Below are 18,501 nucleotides of genomic sequence, written 5' to 3'. Positions count from 1 at the left end.
TCAGCAAGCTTGTGACGCATCATGACTGTGAAATGGGATACATGACAATTAAATAAAGGCATCAATTTTGATGTTTAGACATTAGCTCGTCTTGACTTCAAGGGAGCGTCCATATATGTCATTGTTAATCTTGCTTAGCGCATTCCTAGTTTGTTCCCTCTTAGTAATCTAAAGACTAACTCACAAAGAGGATATGAGGCGCTTCGCTTTTAGAGGGTAAAATAGCTTATATCAAAGCTATTCGACTAATTTAAGTTTTGATGTGTGAAGTCAAGATTTGACTTCATTTATTCTCGTAAATTCTTGTTACTTACGCTTTTTAACAAATCGAATTTCGTAATGATATAAACAGGTTCTTTTTTACATTCGACTTTATAAAGATATTGATTTTTAAGAAAATTAGTTTTTTCTTTTATTAAACTAATTTGCTCCCATGGTATTAAAAAACTCCTGGGAAATAGTAGAATCAACATCCGTTTTTGGCTTATAAATATACCTTGCTGAAATGATTTAATATTTAGCCAAGTCCGATATTCACTGTTTTTCTCACGAGAAATATCTGCCACATTCGTCAAGTACATACTGCTTGATTTTAAAAGTGAGGAATCAGAAATAATTAAATCCGTTTTATATTCTCTAGCTAGTTTAGGGTAATACCCAATAATGCTTTGGATATAATTGACTAAAATATAGAACAATAAAAATAAAATTAAGTATATAACAAAATCCATTTTTTAATACTCCGAAAACTTGCTCTGCACTGCTGACTAAGCTGAAATTTAAGATGGGTGTCTTATTAATTCTTGGTGTCTTATTAATTCTTGTGACGAGGTACGAGCACAGTAAGCTTTCTGTGTCCGTTTATGCAAGTTGTTAAATTGCATGAACTTGCATATCCATCTTTATCGATTTTGCTAAACCTCCTAAATCACCATATATAGTTTTGGCATTTATATTCATTTTTCTCAGGAGTGCATAAATATTTTCATAAAGGGAACTAGGGATAATATATTTATGTATTATTACATTGCTATATATTTGTTTAACAAGAAGATTTTCTATTCTTTGTTCCGTATCTCCTGAAATTAAGAATGTCCCTGATTGCCTATCAATTCGGGCATTTAATTCAAGAGGCTCTGTAATCCAAACAACTTCATATGAAAAACGATCTACTACATCGTCAAACAATGCATCTTGTTTCCCAATAATCTCATTTCTAGTTTTCTTAAAGCTAGAGTCACGTTTTGAAATGTAAGAAAGAGACTCATCCATTATTGAATTATAATCGATGGCGTAAATCGCTAGATCTTTTTTTAACAATGGGTTGTAGGCTTCCAGAGCAAAGTATAGAGCAACATAAGGACTTTCAGTAAAATCTATTAATCGAGTCGGAGCGCCATAATGTTGCATTACAGACAACCAAGCTAATTTACTTTTAGGCTCATGTTCATTACCGTTATAAATGTGGTACTTTGATTTAAACAAATTAAGGTAATGATCTTCGCATTTTTTTGCTAATTCACTTGACCACTTATCACCAAGAGTACGCTCTAATGTGGATTCTAGCTTCCAAGCTGAATCTGCGTGTCCTCTATAAATAAAATTATTTGGTAACTCATTAATTTTGCGAATCAGCTCGTCTGAGTCCTTTATTTCGACTTCACGAATCATCCTCTAACCCTCCTATATTCTACTTGCATTTGTTCTAGAACCTGGGAGTTTGGAGCATCTTCATCAACAGTTACCACAACCGCGTCACCTTTCATTTTTATGTTTTTCGCTTTGACTCCTAAAGACGGAATTATTCTGGCTGATGCTGTATTACCTGTAGCTGCCGTAGATTTTGCTACCGATTCAGCAACCTCTTCATTTAATGCATCTCCTGTAACTTCTAAAGTGCCAGAAATTGCACCAATGTTCTGTGCATAAACAGATAAAGGTTTTTGAAAAAGTTCATCTGCATCAACAGGGTTAGGACCTGTAAACGTTGCTTTGAATTTCCTAATTGAATATGCACCTCGAAGTTTTTCTAGAAAGTCCTCTGGATCTGGGATTACATCAACTCTAACATCAATTCCAGAATCAATTGCAGTATTAGTTGTTAAAAGTAAATCCTTAATACGGCGAGCAATACTTGAAGGATGAGGTGCTAGCTTTGATTTTTTTGAAATACCGAGTAACCCAATATTCGCATCAAATATAACAACTGTATATGGACCTGAATCATCTAATTCATCCACAAAGTCACCAGCTTCCACATCAAACTTTTCAAAAGTTGTTTTTGTTGTTCTTCCTACAGCAAATGAACCTGTAAAATTGTCGAACATTTTAACATTGCCAATATGCCATTCGCTTCCACTAGGTAATGCATAATCTGGCTTATCGTGTATTGAATTAAGAAAGAGCTCCATAGAAGATATATTTTCTACAAGCAATGGTAGTTGAGCAGGTTTTATAAACTTTGCTCTATATAAGTAATATTCACGAGTCGCCAATACCCAATCTCCTTGTGATGTATGGATGCAATTTAACAGCTTATTGAACACCACTTTCGGGGGTTATAACACCCCAAAACGGCGTATATTACATTGTTCGATAATCACACCAAACAACTCATTTATAAAAAATAATTACAATTGCTATTCAGTAGCCTTTGTTATTTAACCCCAAAACGACTTTTAATAATGTTATGGGACAAATTTCGAACAACTGTACTTATAAGCCGTCATTAATTAATTCTATTTCTATTTAACCAAACCTTTAACTAAACGATTTATAAAATTACCACTCAGTTTTGAACCGTGAATCATTTTCACAAGGTTTTCCATCACCATCACCATCCATTTTTGTATTCGGGCAGTTATTAATAAAAAACACAGCCTCTTCTCGTGAGCGCATTTCAGTACAATATTGCCTGCCATCACACGTAAAATTTTGCCTGCTTTTTGGAATAACGATTTTAGGAATAGCGAGCTTTGGATATTGTCCATCAAAGGTGGCTAAATCGGCATTGGTAATAACGAGTGTTTGGCTGCTTGAGTGAGCGTTGTATTTATTAATCGCATAAAAACAAAGTGCAGCAATTAGCGCTATTGAGGCAACTTTACCTAAAAAGCTACTGGCAAAATTAGACTTTGCGATACGGTACGGCTGGTTATTGTGTTTTTGGTAAGGTGCTTTAAGCTCTGCAACGCCTTCTATACGACAGTTAACTGCTTTGGTTTTGCCGTCGGGCTGTGTTGCTACTTCAAAATAAATAGTGTCGCCAACTTTAGGCTTGCGGCTCATGTGTTTGAGCGCTGATATGTGTATAAACGTGTCGTGTTCTAGGGTGTCTGATTTAATAAAACCAAAACCTTTGTCTGTTTTCCACGTCTTTAACAATCCTTTGTGCATTTATCTGCCTATTTTGCTTAAGCTGCGTTTTACGCAAATTCCATTTAGTTAACACTTGTTATTATACGTTCCTAAATTAAAACCATGCAACCAATTATTCATATTGCGTTAATTTTTGCGCTTTATCTATTAAACTTAGCTGAAAAACAAACGCGCTAAAAAACAACTAAATCCAACCTGTTTTATTTATACTTTACGGCCATATGTCCTTTAATTCATATGAATCATTGCGCATCCACTTATTAACTTAACAGCTTGTTTACACTGGTTTTTGTTATTAGTTATTTCTATCTGAATGATGCTTTTTTAGTATGATTTTTCATTCGTTATTTACTTAATTTATCTATACAATCCACACCTTATTTTTACGCACGAATTTCAAGTGATTATCTTATGCTACTAACCGTTGTTTATATTATTGGTATTACCGCAGAAGCCATGACCGGCGCACTTAGCGCAGGGCGAATGAAAATGGATTGGTTTGGCGTAGTGCTGGTAGCCAGCGCCACCGCAATTGGCGGTGGTAGCGTACGAGATATATTACTAGGCAATTACCCGCTTACGTGGGTACAACACCCAGAGTATTTATTAATTACCTGTATTGCCGGTATTGTCACTACCTGGCTGGCTAAATGGGTGGTTAAATTTAAAGGTATATTTATGCGCTTAGACGCCCTTGGTTTAGCTGCCTTTAGTATTATTGGCTGCCAAGTGGGACTAAATATGGGATTACATTACGGTATTTGTGTAGTGGCAGCCGTTGTTACTGGCGTATTTGGTGGGTTACTGCGCGATTTAATATGTCGCCAAGCACCGTTAGTATTACATAACGAGCTATACGCGAGTGTATCGTTAATTGTAGCGTGCTTATACCTAGCATTGCACCATTACAATATTGACGACAACATAAGCATTATTGTGAGCTTGGTTGCAGGTTACTTAATACGTATGGCATCAATACGCTTTAAATGGCGCTTACCTACCTTTAGTTTATTAGAACCCGCTAAGTAAGTAACTTAAATAAATTAAATGAGACAGGCTTGAATCTGCTAGGCAATCTCACCTGTCTCCTCTTTTATTATTCTTTAATGCTCTCTATCACTATTTAACACTCACTGCATCGCTTAACGCGGTTTTAGAGCCACTGTTATTGTGCGGCATTACGCTAAAACTGCCATCGGTTTCTAGCACTACTGCGGCTACATCTTCTATGGCTAATATACCCGCACCACGAATAGCAGCGCGAATTTCTGATTTTGTTACGCGCTGTGATTTAAGGGCTGTCGTGCAATATTCACCATCACTCAGTAACAACGTGGGCTCTGCTTTTATTAAGCCTGCAAATTTTGACGAGCGCACACTAAGCCAGGTAATTAAATATTGCAGCCCTATTAAAACAACAAAGGCCAATATGCCCTCAAGCAGCGCGACACTTTTTGAAATAATAACAGACGCTAATATAGAGCCCAGCGCAATGGTAACTACAAAGTCGAACACGTTCCATTTAGATAGTGTTCGCTTGCCCGATACACGCAACCAAAACACCAGCGCTACATACCCCAGTACACCAATAATAAGTACGCGCACTAAACCCTGAACATCATCAAAAAACATGGTTACTCCTTTATTTTTAAAGCCGCTATTAAATTTAACCCTTCTTTAATTGAGTTAATAGCTTTGCACCTAAAACCGTACCAATAGGGATAAATAAAAGCCATAGATACGCATAAAACTTTAAAGTAGATTTAAGCAATGCAAAGTCATTTACACGTTTATTTTTAAGCAATATGTAATTTATAAAATAGCCAACTATTGCTGGTGCAATTTGTATTAACGAAATTACAATACCTGATGAAATATGCCCTGCTATTAATTTAGGATCGCCACCAGCAAATGCTACATAAGCATTATAAATACCTGTAAAAAAACTAATTAGCGAGATTAGCAAAAAAGCCTGAAAAACAGGCTTACTACGGCTAAAAATACGATTGAAGATTGTTTCAAAATCATCCTTAATTTAGCTAATACATTGTTTAAAGTTAGTTTTATGGCCCAACGGTTTTATCTGACAGTGCAGCTAATACTTTACTTAATTTTGTAGCAACTAAACAGTTTGGTACGTTATGGCGCTCAGCTATATAAGTAGGATCGTTATAACTTAACCACACTTGCGATTGTGCGTCTTCCCATACCAGTGCTTTTAGCGGTAAATCGTTTGTGCGCACTGCATAAGAGGTGTGCCGCCTTTGGGGTTACCAAATATAAGAACCTCTGTTGGGCGTAGTTGTTGTTCTACTTTTTTAGCTCCAGCTGCGTGATCTATTCGTGCAAATATATTTAGCCCTTTTTGTTTTGCCAAATTCTCAAACTTATCCATAGTAGCTTTTGCGCTTAATGGGCTTTTTACTGAAATTAGTCCCTCTACTGCGTCAGCATTTGTAATAGCAAAGAGTAATGCGAGTCCAAAAATAATATTTAGTGTTTTCATAGTGTCTCCGTTTAAATATATAAATACTGAGCGTTATTGCTCCTTTAATTTTTACAATTTAGATTTTTGCTAGGTAATTAAATTTAATAAATTTTTTGGCTGATGGTTATCTGTTTCAATGTATAATAAATTTAAAGGGAGAAATACATGCACATTGGAATAATTGAAGATCATCAATTAGTACGCGACAGTTTTACAAAACTACTAGAGCTACAAGCAGACTGGGAAGTAATAATAGAAGCCTGCAATGTTAGCCAAGCAAAACTGGCTGTTGAGCTTGAACAACCCGATATATTTATTGTTGATATATCACTTAATGAATCAGAAACCGGCCTTACATTTTTAACCTACCTTAACGAAAATTTCCCTGAAATTAAAACCATTGTTGCCTCCATGCACGATTACGAACCTTATGTAAGTAATGCGCTACGATTAGGCGCACTTGGTTACGTGTCTAAACGCTCTGCGTCGGAGGAGTTAATTGATGCAGTTAAATCGGTTGCATTAGGTAAACGCTATATAAGTGAAGATGTAAATTTTGCTTTAAATACACCAAACTCAGCGTTAACTATTTTAACTAACCGAGAGCTCGAAGCTTTACCACTGTTAGCAAAGGGCTTTAATGCAAAGCAAATAGCACAAAAATTAGAAATAATGCCTAAAACAGCGCATGTGCATAAGGCAAATATTTACAGCAAGCTTAATGTAACAACATCGTTTGAACTGCTAAAAATAGCGATTGATGCGGGAGTAATTCAGCTAGATGAACTTACCTAGTACATTACCTGCTTTTAATTTTTCTATTGCAGCAACCGTTAAAGAAATTACAAAGCAGTTTTTAGTTGGCGTAATTTATTTTATTGCCTGTATTGCTGCTTTTTGGGTTGGGGCTAATTTAGAAACTGTCCCTGAAAGTAGCGCTATATTTATTCCTGCAGGGATAAAAATTGCTTTTTATTTGCTTTCGCCAACTCGGTATTGGATTACGTTGTGGATATCGTCTCGTGCTTTGGCTGCTCACTTAGGTTATACAATGACCGGGGTTTGGGAGTTTAATTTACTGCATGGTTTTTGGCAGGAGCTTTGCTTTTTTGCCCTTGTGTATGTGTTTAAACATAGCCGCTGGCCACCAAGTATTAATAATAGTTTAGGTATACTTTCGTTGATTTTATTGTGTGTTGCGAGCACCTCAATAAAGTGGTTTTTGTTTTCTAGTGCGTTTGAATTTACAAACATATTGGTTGCTAAAGAGCTATTACAGTATCAGTTAAATATGTGCCTTGGCGATATAACAGGCTCGTTATTAGTTGCGCCGTTTATTATGCTACTTCACTCTTTAAACCTTTCGTTAAAGCGCCCGGCATTACTTAAAGTAACTAATTTAACGGTTACGTTAGCTACTTTTTTACTTGTTGCGATGCTTGTATACCTGATACGGCCCGATACTTACCCATTACTACGCCTTGCATCGTTATTACCTATTATTTGGTTTTCGTATCGCTTTGGCGTATTAGGCGCAGTAAGTAGTGCGACACTTATAAATGCACTCATAATAGTTGAAGCAAGCATGACCCATGAGCCTAGCAATACCTATATTAGCCAGTTGTTTATTTTGGCTAATGCGATTACCAGCATGGTGTTAGGCGCGGCAATTACAGAGCTTAAACGTAAAAATACTGAATTAAAAAAGATTAACCGCGCACTGACTAAGCAGCTTAATCAAAATACCCTTCTTGGGGCTAAAATGGTGAGCGTGCAAGAAAACGAGCGTAAGCACCTTTCACAAGAGTTACACGACGAACTTGGGCAAAACTTAACGGCTTTAAAAACCGACTTAGCTATTTTGTCGCACCTTTGTGACGATAAAACGCAATCGTTTGTGGCTACGTTAAAAAGCAATGCAAACTCTATGTACGATTCTGTTTACCAATTAATGCACTACCTTCGCCCTCGTGAATTAGACGAGTTAGGGCTACAAAATGCGATGACTCAAGGGCGATTAAAAAGTTTACTTACAAAAGCCAGTATAGGCTATGAGGTTAATTTTAAAGTAGATGATACGCTCACTAAAGAGCATGAAATTGCCGTGTACAGAATTTGCCAAGAAGCTGTTACCAATTGTATTAAGCATAGTAACGCGACCAAACTTATTATAAATATTAAAACGGATAGTCAGTTTATAAAATTAGAAATTAGTGATAACGGAAGCGAAGTAAAACCAACAGAAAACTCAGGTCACTATGGTTTAGCTTTTATACAAGAGCGAGCTATTGCGCTAGGTGGTAGCTTTAAGGTTACTAATCAAGGCGGCTTTACCATTAAGGTAAAACTGCCTATAAATATTGGCCGATAAACACTTTAACAAATTGATACTTGCTTAGTGTAAAACTTTTGCCTTGGTTGATCATCAAATGCGCTATCTGGGTTTACCTGAATTTCAACTTGGTTACCCACCAGCTGTAGCAATAGTCCGGTAGCTATTTGGCAATTGCCCAAGGTTGATTTTACTATTACCTTTTTACCTATAGCGTCTTGCAGCCTTGGTTTTGGTAAATTAGGGTTAGTAACAGGCCTCAAACCTTCTGCTTTTACAAATAAATTTATACAGTAAAGTTTAGCTGCGGCGACTCTTTGCTCGTTCATCTTAGCTATATCAACATTATTCAAAAAATGAATAATGGCTTGGTTAGCGCGGTTAAAGTCACTGGTAACATCATCTAGTTCGCGCCCTGCTGCCCACTTTCGGGTAACTAAATACTTGCCAGCTTCAACTCTTGCTAAGGTAATCGACGCTCCGGTCATTTTACTAAACCACTCAATACAGTAACTTGCTGTATTGGTGTTATGAAGTAATACGCTCATACTGCCAAATTCTTTTGTACTTTCATCTAATAAAGTCATATTTGTATCTTAACGTCCCAGTTTTCAATAGTTTATTAGCAATTATGAAAGTAAAAAATCATCCATATTCCTAATCAACCTAGGAAAATGGCTTAGAAAATAACACGTGCTATTTATAAAGCTCCGTTTTGACAGTCAATTCCACTATTAATGGTTAATAAGTAAAGCAGTGGTTTAAATTTATAATACGGTTGATTATGATAAGTTAAGTACTATATCTATGCTTTCGCTTTATTATTTTCAGTAAGGATCACCATGTCTAGCTATAACGAATCTCCAGAGCAAATTGAACAAGCCACGCAAGGCTATGTGATGCAGCAAACTATGTTGCGTATTAAAGATCCAAAGCCGTCTTTAGAATTTTATGAAAATGTATTAGGTATGAAGCTTTTAGGTAAGTATGACTTTCCTGGTATGAAGTTTACGCTTTACTTTTTAGGCTACGAACAAGAGTTGCCAGAAGGCGATGATAAGGCAAAAGCTGAATGGGTGTTTCGTCGCCCTGCGTTAATTGAGTTAACCCATAATTGGGGCACTGAAAACGATGACAGTTTTGAGGGCTACCACAGCGGTAATCAAGAACCTAAAGGCTTTGGCCATATTGGTATTAGCGTGCCGGATGTTTACGCGGCCAGTGAGCGCTTTGCAAAATACGATGTAGAGTTTGTAAAAAAACCAGATGATGGCTCAATGAAAGGCTTAGCCTTTATTAAAGATCCTGACGGCTACTGGATTGAAATACTCTCTGCTGAGGGAATTACCGAGATTATCCTTTCTCAGTAATAACGATTTATTTATATTAAAAACCAGCTTTTTAGCTGGTTTTTTTAATCGTAAAAATTCATTTTATTTATAGGCCCAAGCATCGGTTATTGTTACTTGGCAATTGTTATAACTAGCCGCTTGTATTTGCGCAATACCTCTTACTCTAAAGTTTGTTGAATCATTAGGTAGTATAATTAGGTCTTCGTCGGTTATTGATAGCGTATCGACTAGAGTGTTTTGATCTGTTAAAAAATCGACCTTAAACTTTATATTTTTAAACGAAAAATCTGATTCATTTTTTATTTTCCCTATACAGGCAACATACAAACCATCGGTTTCATTTTTAGTGCTAATTTGGTTTACATTAGCAGTTAGGTTTTTTTGTGCTTGTTCTTCAAGCCCTGCTACATATATATTTTGATAAAAAACAAACCCAAAAATACCAACAATAATTAAGGCCAATGCACCAATAATAATGGGATTGTTTTCTAAATTAGAATATTTAGCTTGAAGTGAGGTGCATTGCGGGCATTTTTTAGCGCGTGAATCTATAGCGCTAAAACACATAATGCATTCTTTAGTTTGCTGCATCTTTTCCACTACAATAAGCATCCTTGTTAAGTATTAAATGTTAAGTATTAAATGTTAAGTATTAAAACCAGTAGTATTGCTGGCTTTAAGGTATTTTAGTTTACTCATACATAGTAACTCCGTAAACACATATAGCCTAAATAAGTAGCGATTTTAGCTGGCATTAAAAACAACTGTATATACAAACAGTGCTGTTGTTTTTAGCATTTTGCGTAAACATAAAAAAGCCAGCGATTAAGCTGGCTTAGTATATTAACTAATTTACATAATTACTTACGAAGTGCGTCGATTCGAGCATCAAGCGGTGGGTGCGACGAAAACAACTCAGCAACGCCTTTCCCACTTGCAATACCAAAGGCCATCATTGAACCTTCTAATTGCGAAGGATGGTTTTGCTTTAAACGCTCAAGGGCTGATCGCATTTTATCGGCACCTACCAATTTAGCCGCGCCGCTGTCGGCTGCAAATTCACGTTTACGGCTGTAACTTGCCACTACTATGCTTGCTAGCACACCAAATAATACTTGGAATAACATATCGAATAAGAAGTATGTCCAGCTACTGCCACCCTCTTCTTCATCGCTATTAATAAAGTTATCTACTATGCCTGCCAATACTTTTGCAGCAAATATTACAAAGGTGTTTACCACGCCTTGTATTAGGGTAAGCGTTACCATGTCGCCGTTAGCCACGTGCGATACTTCGTGGGCAAGTACGGCTTCGGCTTGATCTTTGGTCATGTTGTGCATTAAGCCTGTGCTTACTGCCACTAACGAGTTGTTTTTACTTGGGCCGGTTGCAAATGCGTTCATTTCTGGGCTGTCGTAAATAGCCACTTCTGGCATTTTAATACCTGCTTTTTGTGCTTGCGCAGATACCGTTTGTACAAGCCAGCGTTCGGTTTCGTTTCGGGGCTGTGTAATTACATGCGCGCCGGTTGATTTTTTAGCAATCCATTTCGACATAAATAACGAAATAAACGATCCACCAAAACCAAACACAGTGGCTATAAGTAAAATTCCGCCAAGGCTACGATGGCTTAAACCCAGCGCACTCATTATTATTGAAAGCACTACACCTAATACCAACATAACCGCTAGGTTAGTTAATAAAAACAAAAATACACGTTTCATATTGTCCTCACAAAATTAATATTGATCACCGAACGCTTAAAATAAATTAGGTTAAAGCAATCACTACGTTATGACACACTATGTCATAACGTTAGCGCTATTTTGTGACAAACTATGTCATAACACAAGTGTTATTTATGTGTTTATTGATAATTTTTTTGAGAGGCGTTTTATAGCAAATTTAAGACTGAAGTTTCTTTATAAATCAGTTTATTACAAGCTGTTATTTAGCTCTGCCATATCAATTGGAAAACCACGTTCACCTGCCAATATGCGCGCAACTTCACCAATATTTTCGCAGCTATTGTGTTTAAGGTACGACCATTGGTGGGAACTGCGGTGATGGTTTACAGCAGGATCGCTACTTATTATTCCTAATTTTATAAACTCAGACACTATTTGATCTGCAGCTATTAACGTTGACGATGCTTTAACATTTTCGGCCCGCGCATAACTAATATGCGAATATAAACTTACATCGGCTACGCGCAAAGTGTCGTCATCACCTGGGATTTGTTGCCCGCCAAACAAGGCATTATTTTGTGTATTAGCAGTTTTAAACGCAGGTACAAACTCGGCTACATAATCAATTGCTGTTTGGGTGCGTGTTTGCAACGCTGCTTTATCCCAGCCATCTTTAATATAATGCAGATATTTATCGGGGAGTTTAGGTTGTGCGCTCATTAGTGTTGCATCAGCTAAGCCATCATTAAACAATGTAATGTTGTTAGTCATGCCATGTATTTGAAAGTAACCATTAGGGTAAGGCGTCAGCTGCGCCATACCTTCTGGCGTACCACGGTTACCATAAATAATTATTTCGGGTATTTGCCCACCAGCACCTTGCCAATGAGTGATGTAAGAGGCTTTAAATTCAACCATACGTTTAACATCTACGCCAACCAAGTCATCAATAATACCGGTTTGAAAACCACACGCATTAATTAGGTAATCTACCTCAATGGTTTGTGTATCGGCTTGTGTATCGGTTTGAGTATCAGGTTGTTCATCAAGGCTTGGATCTGATTGGTATTCAATGCGCCACTTAAGTGTTTGCTTATCATTATTGGTATTTATAACTGGCGATACACTTTTAACACTGGTGCTTGTTAAAACGTGAGCGTGTTTGTACTGTGCAAGGGCGAGTTGTGCACTGGCCGATAAACGAAATATATTCCAACCATATTCTTGTGCAACAATAAGCGGAAACTTTAGCTTATCTAAAGTTAAATGCTTAGCAACGGGTATCATCCACTCATCTAACGACGTGGGCTTGGCTACTTGTTTTTGTTTAGCAAGCTTTAGCATTTGCTCATAACTATATAACTGATAATAATGCTCTGGCTCGCCTAATACTTTATTAGCGCTGTCTTGTTCAACAAGCTCGCTGTAGGATTTTACTAATTTATTTAAACGCGGAAATAAGTCCTCTGGTGAGTCGTCATCTCGTTTAGGCACTGCAAATACTGTGGGGCGAACATCGATGGTGTGAGGATAAAGGCGAGCAATATCTATACATTGCTTGAGTAAATCTATGCAGTCTTCGTCGGGTATTTCGCGATATAAATTGCCACCTGCGTGCAAATGGCACATTGGAGGGCCATCAATTAACGACTTTTTCTTTTCAAATACGTAAGTTTCTAACCCTAACGCAGCAAGCCTGATGGCTATTGTTGAGCCCGCAGTGCCCCCACCTATTATGCCTACGCGTTTTTTAGGTAAACCCTTGTTTAGTGCTTTTGGCTCTGCACTTACGTGCGAATTTGGGGCGTAGCTTTCAATAAATGGGTGCGTCATATAGTCGTTATGTCCTTAGTAACATTGTTTTTGAGCAAGCTTTGTATTTATAAATGTTTATATGTGTACTAAGGCTGACTATTTCAATATTTACCTAAAAAAGTAAATCTTTCTAAAACCGCTTAAGTGTTTATAGATAACGCACTAAGCAAGCTTTTGTATATTTGTAACTTAGGCGTTTGCTCGCTGTAAGGGCTTATGGCAAGTATTGGAAACGGTAAACGTGCTTTTAGTGAATCAAGGTTTGCTTGGTACTCGTCCATATTTTTATCTACTTGGTTTGCAATCCAGCCAACGCAGTTTATACCCATGCTTTGCATATGCGCAGCGGTTAGTAATGCATGATTTAAACAACCTAGCTTCATACCAACAACGAGTATTACTGGTAGCTGCTCAGCCTTTACCCAATCGTATAAATACTCCGTATTGTTAATAGGTAGTGCCCATCCACCCGCGCCTTCGGTAAGTATGTAATTAGCACCCTGTTGTTTTACGTTTTTATAAGCGTCACTTAGTTTATCGACAGTTATACTTACTCCAACTTGATCAGCAGCTATATGCGGCGCAATAGGGGGTGCAAACGCAAACGGATTTACTACGTCGTATTTAGCGCTTACTGTTGCGCTTTCCATTAGTATGAGGGCATCAGCATTTACTAGCTGTTCAAACGCCATTTCGCAGCCAGCAGCAAGGGGCTTAAAGCCAATGGCTTGTTTTTTATGTTGGGCAAGTAACTTTAATAGCAAACTGGTAACGTGGGTTTTTCCGGCATCGGTGTCGGTGCCTGTTATAAAAAATTCTTTCATGCGTTGCCTTTAATGTCTTTGGGCTTATTTAGTGTTTTTCTAATGATAACAGCACAACATGATAAGACACACATGCTTTGTTATTTATAAGCGGATACGCACTGCACACTTTTTGTAGCGCAGATTTGGTAAGTAACCCTTGGCGTGTATTAGTATGAGTTTGCATAGTTGCCCCTATAGCTTTAATTGAAGCAATCGCTTTTAAAGGTGTTGTGTATTCATCGGTATAAATACATTTTTTAGCACTGTTAATAATAAACCCTGCATTTTGGACTGATTGGTTTATATGCAATTCACTATTAAAAGTATTTATGTGGCTGTTTGAATCAAGCGCGGCAAACGCTGTTTTTATTTCGTTAAGTGAGCCCTCTACCACAGTGCTTATGTACGCCTGCCCGCCTGGTTTTAATATGCTGTAAAGTGATTGCATTAAAGCCGAAAAATTAGCAGACCACTGCACTGCAAAGTTACTGTAAATAACATCAACACTGTTTGCTTGCAGCGGTAAGTTATCCATATCGGCGCATATTTTTGGTGCGGTTAAATCACTACTTTGCAGCATATTTAAACTCAAATCGATTGCCACAACGCTAGAAAACATGCTTTGTAATGTGTGTGTATTAACAAGCGGACCTGCACCTAAATCAACACATACTTTATTTTTATTAAAGCCTAGTTTTATAAGTTTAAATAGATCGGTCGCTGCGTGTTTTTGTACATTTGCATGAGTGTTATAACTCGCCGCCGCCTTTGAAAACTTACTTTGGGTGGACTTTTTAAGCTCCTTGCTTAGCTCTTTATCCAATTCGCTAGTTAACTCTTTATTTAACTCGTTACTCACTAGGCACGGTTTTACTTTACATGTTTTCATTAAGCCTGTTTTTAATACTGGCTGAGCAGTCATGCTATTGCACCTACTAAGTGCTTAACTAAGTGCGTTATGTCTTGCTCGGTATGTGCGGCGGTTAAAGTAATGCGCAAACGTGAGGTGTTATGCGCAACCGTCGGCGGCCTAATTGCGGTAAGCCAAATACCCTGTTGCTTAAGTTTATCTGCCGCTTGCAATGTTTGCTCAGCGCAGCCTAATACAATGGGTTGTATGGCTGTGTTTGACTCCATTACAGCAATATTATGGCTTTTAGCGAGTTGCTTAAATAATGCAATATTGGCATTTAGCTTATCGCGTTTATCATCAGCTGTTTTTATGCTTTTAATACGCGCAAGTGTGTGGCTTGCCATAAGCGGCGACATAGCAGTTGAATAGGTATAATCGCGATTAAACTGCAGCATGTAATCAATAAACTGCTCGCAGCCCAATACACACGCGCCACTACTGGCAACGGCTTTGCCAAAGGTAATAACCAGTACCTCGGGTAGTACTATCCCCTGATCTAGCAATGCTTCGCAACTGCCTAAACCGGTTTTACCTAATGCACCAAAGCCGTGTGCGTCGTCAATCATTAGCCATGCGTTGTGCTGTTTTGCAAGTGCGAGTAATTCTTTAAGAGGTGCGGTATCGCCATCCATCGAAAACACGCCTTCACTTATAATAAGCTTGTTTTGCGCTTTTGATTTTTCGAGCCGTGAACGTAGGTGGTTTAGGTCGTTGTGATTAAAACGCACTAATGCAGCGTTAGAGTGCATAGCACCGTCAATCAGACTTGCATGATTTAACTTATCTTGAAAAATAGCACTGTTTTGTGCAGCAGCTTTATCTTGAAACAACGCTTTAATTACGCTGCTATTTGCACTAAACCCTGAGTTAAACAACATGCCTGCGCCATAACCAAATTGCTCGCATAAGTATTGCTCAAGCGCTTTTTGCTGCGCCTGATAACCGGTAACCAATGCTGAGCTGTGACTGCCTAATGCGTAGGAGTCATTAAGGTTCACAGCCTCATCTCCAAAACCTAAGTAGTCGTTACTGGCAAAGTTAAGGTAGGTTTTATTATTAACCGTTATGGTGCGCGCTGTAGCGTGCTCTACTACATTGCGTTTACGAAGCAGTGCATCTTGCAGGCGAGCCTCAAGATGCGTGTTTATAAAATCAAAAGGCATAGATATAAAAGCCTACGCTTCGTAAAACAATTCAGAGGTTGCTTTGTCTGCTACTTGCGATGAAAGCGAGGCTTCTACGGCTTCATCTGAATAGTCGTGACGCTTTTCGGGGTTCATCCCTAGTTTTTTTATTAGGTTCATATCGGCATCAGCGTCTGGGTTTTCGGTGGTAAGTAGTTTATCACCATAAAATATAGAGTTAGCGCCTGCAAAAAAGCACATAGATTGCATTTGCTCGTTCATAGCATTACGCCCTGCCGATAAACGTACATAACTGTGTGGCATCATAATACGCGCTGTTGCTATGGTACGTACAAATTCAAAGTGATCTAAATCGTCTGCGTTTTCAAGCGGTGTGCCTTTAACTTTAACTAACATATTAATAGGCACGCTTTCTGGCTGTTGTGGCAAATTAGCTAGCTGCATAAGTAACCCATAACGGTCGCTTGCTTGCTCGCCCATACCCACTATTCCGCCTGAGCATACTTTCATACCGGCATCGCGTACGTGATCAATGGTATTTAATCTATCTTGAAAAGTACGGGTTGATATAATTTGCTCGTAATACTCAGGTGACGTGTCGAGATTATGATTGTAGTAATCAAGCCCTGCGTCTCTAAGCTCATGTGCTTTTTCGTTAGTGAGTTTACCTAGCGTCATACAGGTTTCTAACCCTAGCTCTTTTACTTCTTTAACCATTTGCGAAATGTATGGCATGTCTCTGTCTTTTGGATCTGACCATGCTGCGCCCATACAAAAACGCGTCGCGCCTTTTTGTTTTGCAAGGCGTGCTTGCTCTACTACTTTTTCTACTTCTATTAAGCGTTCGCGTTCTAAATCTGTTCGGTAATGCCCCGACTGCGGGCAGTACTTACAGTCTTCTGGGCAAGCGCCTGTTTTAATTGATAACAACGTAGAAATTTGCACTTCATTTGGGTTGAAGTTAGCACGGTGAACCGAGGCGGCTTTAAAAAGTAAATCGTTAAATGGCATTTCAAATAATGCTTTAACCTCATCGTGGGTCCAATTGTGACGAACAGGTGCAAGTTCCATAATACTCTCTTATTTTTTTCTCAGCGGTGATATTGGCTTAGTCTACGAGTTGAAGTACCATTGTCAACGAACTCAACCAAGTTAAAGTTTACATATGATTAAAAAGAATGCGATTGACCTTGATTTTGATCGTGAGCACATTTGGCATCCATATACATCTATGACCAAGCCAATTCCGGTATACCCCGTTACACATGCAAATCACAATATTATTCACCTCGAAACTGGCGAGCAATTAATCGATGGCATGGCCTCGTGGTGGAGCGCAATACATGGCTATAACCACCCTGTTATAAATAACGCCATGATTGAGCAAATTAATAATATGAGCCACATTATGTTTGGCGGCATTACGCATAACAGCGCGGTAGAGCTGTGCAAAAAAATAGTAAATATAACGCCGCCTAGTTTAACTAAAGTGTTTTTAGCCGACAGCGGTTCGGTAAGTGTTGAAGTAGCAATAAAAATGGCGCTGCAGTATTGGTTAAGCCAAGGCATTACAACAAAACAAAAATTAATGACGCCTTACAAAGGCTACCATGGCGACACCTTTGCAGCCATGAGCGTATGCGACCCCGTTAACTCAATGCATAGTTTATATTCAGGCTTTTTACCTGAACACGTTTTTGTACCTGCACCGGTTAGTCAATTTGGGGGCGAGTTTAACCAGGCAGAAGCACAAGAGCTTGAAGAATACTTTAAAGCAAACCACAGCCAAGTAGCCGCCTTTATCATTGAGCCTATTGTACAAAACGCGGGTGGGATGAACTTTTATCACCCCGATTATTTAGCCTGCGTTCGTAAATTGTGCACCCAATATAATGTACTGCTAATTTGCGACGAAATAGCCACCGGCTTTGGCCGTACAGGTAAATTATTTGCTGTAGAGCACGCCAATATAGAGCCCGATATAATGTGTATTGGTAAAGCATTAACTGGCGGCTCAATGACGCTATCGGCCACTATCACTAACGATAAAATAGCCATTGGCATAAGCGAAGGTGAAGCAGGTGTTTTAATGCACGGCCCTACTTTTATGGGTAATCCGCTTGCCTGTGCTGCGGCCTGCGCAAGTATTGATTTATTACTTGAGCAAAACTGGCAACAACGAATAAAGCAAATAAATACCCAACTACAACAACTTAATAAATGCAGTGAACTAAATGAGGTTGCTAATGTGCGTACCTTAGGTGCAATAGGCGTTGTTGAACTAAACGAGGCTGCTGGCAATGTTGATGTTGCTAAAATTCAGGCTTATTTTGTAGAGCAAGGCGTATGGATACGCCCATTCGGTAAACTAATTTACCTTATGCCACCGTATATAAGTGATAACACCAGTATAAAAACACTGTGTGATGCCATTTATAATGCCATTAAAGGCAAGCATTACGCTTCCTAATACAAGTTATAGCGCTATTTACTGTAACCTACCGCTACATTTAGTGTTTTTATCTATTAAGCGAGTTTGTGGTTATTGATCTCGCTAACCATAAGCTATATGATAATGGCTATC

General features: G+C 38.3%; 19 protein-coding genes and 1 pseudogene. 5 read left to right on the top strand and 15 right to left on the bottom strand.

Annotation, left to right across the window (positions count from 1 at the left end):
* Nucleotides 1–287 precede the first annotated feature (287 nt).
* From I6E82_RS09615 to I6E82_RS09600, 4 genes are all read right to left on the bottom strand, one after another.
* Complete coding sequence (locus I6E82_RS09615) at nt 288–731, bottom strand: hypothetical protein (protein ID WP_121954017.1); 444 nt, start codon at nt 729–731, stop codon at nt 288–290.
* 142 nt (nt 732–873) lie between these two features.
* Nucleotides 874–1,671: an FRG domain-containing protein gene (locus I6E82_RS09610; protein WP_197117722.1), complete on the bottom strand. Its 798-nt coding sequence runs from the start codon at nt 1,669–1,671 to the stop codon at nt 874–876.
* A complete protein-coding gene (locus tag I6E82_RS09605; RefSeq protein WP_197117720.1) occupies nt 1,668–2,495 on the bottom strand; it encodes a hypothetical protein in 828 nt (275 codons plus the stop codon). Before I6E82_RS09605 ends, I6E82_RS09610 begins: the two co-directional genes overlap by 4 nt.
* A 286-nt stretch (nt 2,496–2,781) precedes the next feature.
* Entirely contained in the window at nt 2,782–3,396 is a 615-nt protein-coding gene (locus I6E82_RS09600) for a cold shock domain-containing protein (RefSeq protein ID WP_197117719.1), read from the bottom strand.
* Nucleotides 3,397–3,789: 393 nt separating this feature from the next.
* Between I6E82_RS09600 and I6E82_RS09595 the strand changes: the two genes are divergently transcribed.
* The gene (locus I6E82_RS09595) at nt 3,790–4,407 is read left to right on the top strand and encodes a trimeric intracellular cation channel family protein (RefSeq protein ID WP_076924633.1); all 618 of its coding nucleotides are present in this window, start codon (nt 3,790–3,792) and stop codon (nt 4,405–4,407) included.
* Nucleotides 4,408–4,497: 90 nt separating this feature from the next.
* On the opposite strand, the gene I6E82_RS09590 is transcribed toward I6E82_RS09595, so the two are convergent.
* The 3 genes and pseudogenes from I6E82_RS09590 to I6E82_RS19930 form a co-directional block, all read right to left on the bottom strand.
* On the bottom strand, nt 4,498–5,010 hold the full coding sequence (locus tag I6E82_RS09590; RefSeq protein WP_197117717.1) for a DUF421 domain-containing protein: 513 nt from the start codon (nt 5,008–5,010) through the stop codon (nt 4,498–4,500).
* Nucleotides 5,011–5,044: 34 nt separating this feature from the next.
* On the bottom strand, nt 5,045–5,344 hold the full coding sequence (locus tag I6E82_RS09585; RefSeq protein WP_231616913.1) for a hypothetical protein: 300 nt from the start codon (nt 5,342–5,344) through the stop codon (nt 5,045–5,047).
* 97 nt (nt 5,345–5,441) lie between these two features.
* Nucleotides 5,442–5,773 (bottom strand): annotated as a pseudogene (locus I6E82_RS19930) (DUF302 domain-containing protein).
* A 258-nt stretch (nt 5,774–6,031) separates the two neighbouring features.
* Here I6E82_RS19930 and I6E82_RS09575 point away from each other — a divergent pair.
* On the top strand, nt 6,032–6,661 hold the full coding sequence (locus I6E82_RS09575; protein ID WP_197117715.1) for a response regulator transcription factor: 630 nt from the start codon (nt 6,032–6,034) through the stop codon (nt 6,659–6,661).
* Nucleotides 6,648–8,237, top strand: a complete 1,590-nt coding sequence (locus tag I6E82_RS09570; RefSeq protein ID WP_197117713.1) for an MASE1 domain-containing protein — start codon at nt 6,648–6,650, stop codon at nt 8,235–8,237. Before I6E82_RS09575 ends, I6E82_RS09570 begins: the two co-directional genes overlap by 14 nt.
* A 5-nt stretch (nt 8,238–8,242) precedes the next feature.
* Here the strand turns inward: I6E82_RS09570 and I6E82_RS09565 are convergent, their stop codons facing one another.
* The gene (locus I6E82_RS09565) at nt 8,243–8,785 is read right to left on the bottom strand and encodes a hypothetical protein (protein ID WP_165735173.1); all 543 of its coding nucleotides are present in this window, start codon (nt 8,783–8,785) and stop codon (nt 8,243–8,245) included.
* 255 nt (nt 8,786–9,040) lie between these two features.
* On the opposite strand from I6E82_RS09565, the gene gloA reads away from it, so the two are divergent.
* The gene (gene gloA, locus I6E82_RS09560; RefSeq protein ID WP_197117711.1) at nt 9,041–9,568 is read left to right on the top strand and encodes a lactoylglutathione lyase; all 528 of its coding nucleotides are present in this window, start codon (nt 9,041–9,043) and stop codon (nt 9,566–9,568) included.
* 63 nt (nt 9,569–9,631) lie between these two features.
* Here the strand turns inward: gloA and I6E82_RS09555 are convergent, their stop codons facing one another.
* The 7 genes from I6E82_RS09555 to bioB all read right to left on the bottom strand — a co-directional run bounded on the left by I6E82_RS09555 (nt 9,632) and on the right by bioB (nt 16,988).
* Entirely contained in the window at nt 9,632–10,141 is a 510-nt protein-coding gene (locus tag I6E82_RS09555; RefSeq protein WP_231616910.1) for a hypothetical protein, read from the bottom strand.
* A gap of 269 nt (nt 10,142–10,410) precedes the next feature.
* Nucleotides 10,411–11,274, bottom strand: coding sequence for a protease HtpX (gene htpX, locus I6E82_RS09550; RefSeq protein WP_197117710.1), 864 nt, complete (start codon nt 11,272–11,274; stop codon nt 10,411–10,413).
* A gap of 213 nt (nt 11,275–11,487) precedes the next feature.
* Nucleotides 11,488–13,071: an FAD-dependent oxidoreductase gene (locus tag I6E82_RS09545; protein WP_197117709.1), complete on the bottom strand. Its 1,584-nt coding sequence runs from the start codon at nt 13,069–13,071 to the stop codon at nt 11,488–11,490.
* A gap of 122 nt (nt 13,072–13,193) precedes the next feature.
* Nucleotides 13,194–13,877: a dethiobiotin synthase gene (gene bioD / locus I6E82_RS09540; RefSeq protein ID WP_197117708.1), complete on the bottom strand. Its 684-nt coding sequence runs from the start codon at nt 13,875–13,877 to the stop codon at nt 13,194–13,196.
* Between the two features lie 28 nt (nt 13,878–13,905).
* Nucleotides 13,906–14,781 carry a methyltransferase domain-containing protein gene (locus I6E82_RS09535; protein ID WP_197117707.1) on the bottom strand — a complete coding sequence of 292 codons (876 nt, stop codon included), beginning with the start codon at nt 14,779–14,781 and terminating at the stop codon, nt 13,906–13,908.
* Nucleotides 14,778–15,935, bottom strand: a complete 1,158-nt coding sequence (locus I6E82_RS09530) for an aminotransferase class I/II-fold pyridoxal phosphate-dependent enzyme (protein ID WP_197117706.1) — start codon at nt 15,933–15,935, stop codon at nt 14,778–14,780. Before I6E82_RS09530 ends, I6E82_RS09535 begins: the two co-directional genes overlap by 4 nt.
* A 12-nt stretch (nt 15,936–15,947) precedes the next feature.
* Complete coding sequence (gene bioB, locus I6E82_RS09525) at nt 15,948–16,988, bottom strand: biotin synthase BioB (RefSeq protein ID WP_169043691.1); 1,041 nt, start codon at nt 16,986–16,988, stop codon at nt 15,948–15,950.
* A gap of 94 nt (nt 16,989–17,082) precedes the next feature.
* Here bioB and bioA point away from each other — a divergent pair, with 94 nt between their 5' ends.
* The gene (gene bioA, locus I6E82_RS09520; protein ID WP_197117705.1) at nt 17,083–18,387 is read left to right on the top strand and encodes an adenosylmethionine--8-amino-7-oxononanoate transaminase; all 1,305 of its coding nucleotides are present in this window, start codon (nt 17,083–17,085) and stop codon (nt 18,385–18,387) included.
* The last annotated feature ends 114 nt before the right edge of the window (nt 18,388–18,501 follow it).

The organism is Pseudoalteromonas sp. NZS11, from assembly GCF_015864765.1.
GTDB classification, from domain to species: Bacteria; Pseudomonadota; Gammaproteobacteria; order Enterobacterales; family Alteromonadaceae; genus Pseudoalteromonas; species Pseudoalteromonas arctica.
The sequence above is the reverse complement of the archived record's forward strand: the minus strand, read 5'-3'. Positions and strand labels throughout refer to the sequence as shown.

Bases quoted from the DNA above. Each gene is read 5' to 3' on its own strand.
- I6E82_RS09565 (WP_165735173.1), bottom strand. From the start codon at position 8,785: ATGACTTTATTAGATGAAAGTACAAAAGAATTTGGCAGTATGAGCGTA.
- I6E82_RS09575 (WP_197117715.1), top strand. From the start codon at position 6,032: ATGCACATTGGAATAATTGAAGATCATCAATTAGTACGCGACAGTTTT.
- I6E82_RS09590 (WP_197117717.1), bottom strand. From the start codon at position 5,010: ATGTTTTTTGATGATGTTCAGGGTTTAGTGCGCGTACTTATTATTGGT.
- I6E82_RS09530 (WP_197117706.1), bottom strand. From the start codon at position 15,935: ATGCCTTTTGATTTTATAAACACGCATCTTGAGGCTCGCCTGCAAGAT.
- bioB (WP_169043691.1), bottom strand. From the start codon at position 16,988: ATGGAACTTGCACCTGTTCGTCACAATTGGACCCACGATGAGGTTAAA.
- I6E82_RS09535 (WP_197117707.1), bottom strand. From the start codon at position 14,781: ATGACTGCTCAGCCAGTATTAAAAACAGGCTTAATGAAAACATGTAAA.
- I6E82_RS09570 (WP_197117713.1), top strand. From the start codon at position 6,648: ATGAACTTACCTAGTACATTACCTGCTTTTAATTTTTCTATTGCAGCA.
- bioA (WP_197117705.1), top strand. From the start codon at position 17,083: ATGATTAAAAAGAATGCGATTGACCTTGATTTTGATCGTGAGCACATT.
- gloA (WP_197117711.1), top strand. From the start codon at position 9,041: ATGTCTAGCTATAACGAATCTCCAGAGCAAATTGAACAAGCCACGCAA.
- I6E82_RS09600 (WP_197117719.1), bottom strand. From the start codon at position 3,396: ATGCACAAAGGATTGTTAAAGACGTGGAAAACAGACAAAGGTTTTGGT.
- I6E82_RS09555 (WP_231616910.1), bottom strand. From the start codon at position 10,141: ATGCAGCAAACTAAAGAATGCATTATGTGTTTTAGCGCTATAGATTCA.
- I6E82_RS09610 (WP_197117722.1), bottom strand. From the start codon at position 1,671: ATGATTCGTGAAGTCGAAATAAAGGACTCAGACGAGCTGATTCGCAAA.
- htpX (WP_197117710.1), bottom strand. From the start codon at position 11,274: ATGAAACGTGTATTTTTGTTTTTATTAACTAACCTAGCGGTTATGTTG.
- I6E82_RS09545 (WP_197117709.1), bottom strand. From the start codon at position 13,071: ATGACGCACCCATTTATTGAAAGCTACGCCCCAAATTCGCACGTAAGT.
- I6E82_RS09595 (WP_076924633.1), top strand. From the start codon at position 3,790: ATGCTACTAACCGTTGTTTATATTATTGGTATTACCGCAGAAGCCATG.
- bioD (WP_197117708.1), bottom strand. From the start codon at position 13,877: ATGAAAGAATTTTTTATAACAGGCACCGACACCGATGCCGGAAAAACC.
- I6E82_RS09615 (WP_121954017.1), bottom strand. From the start codon at position 731: ATGGATTTTGTTATATACTTAATTTTATTTTTATTGTTCTATATTTTA.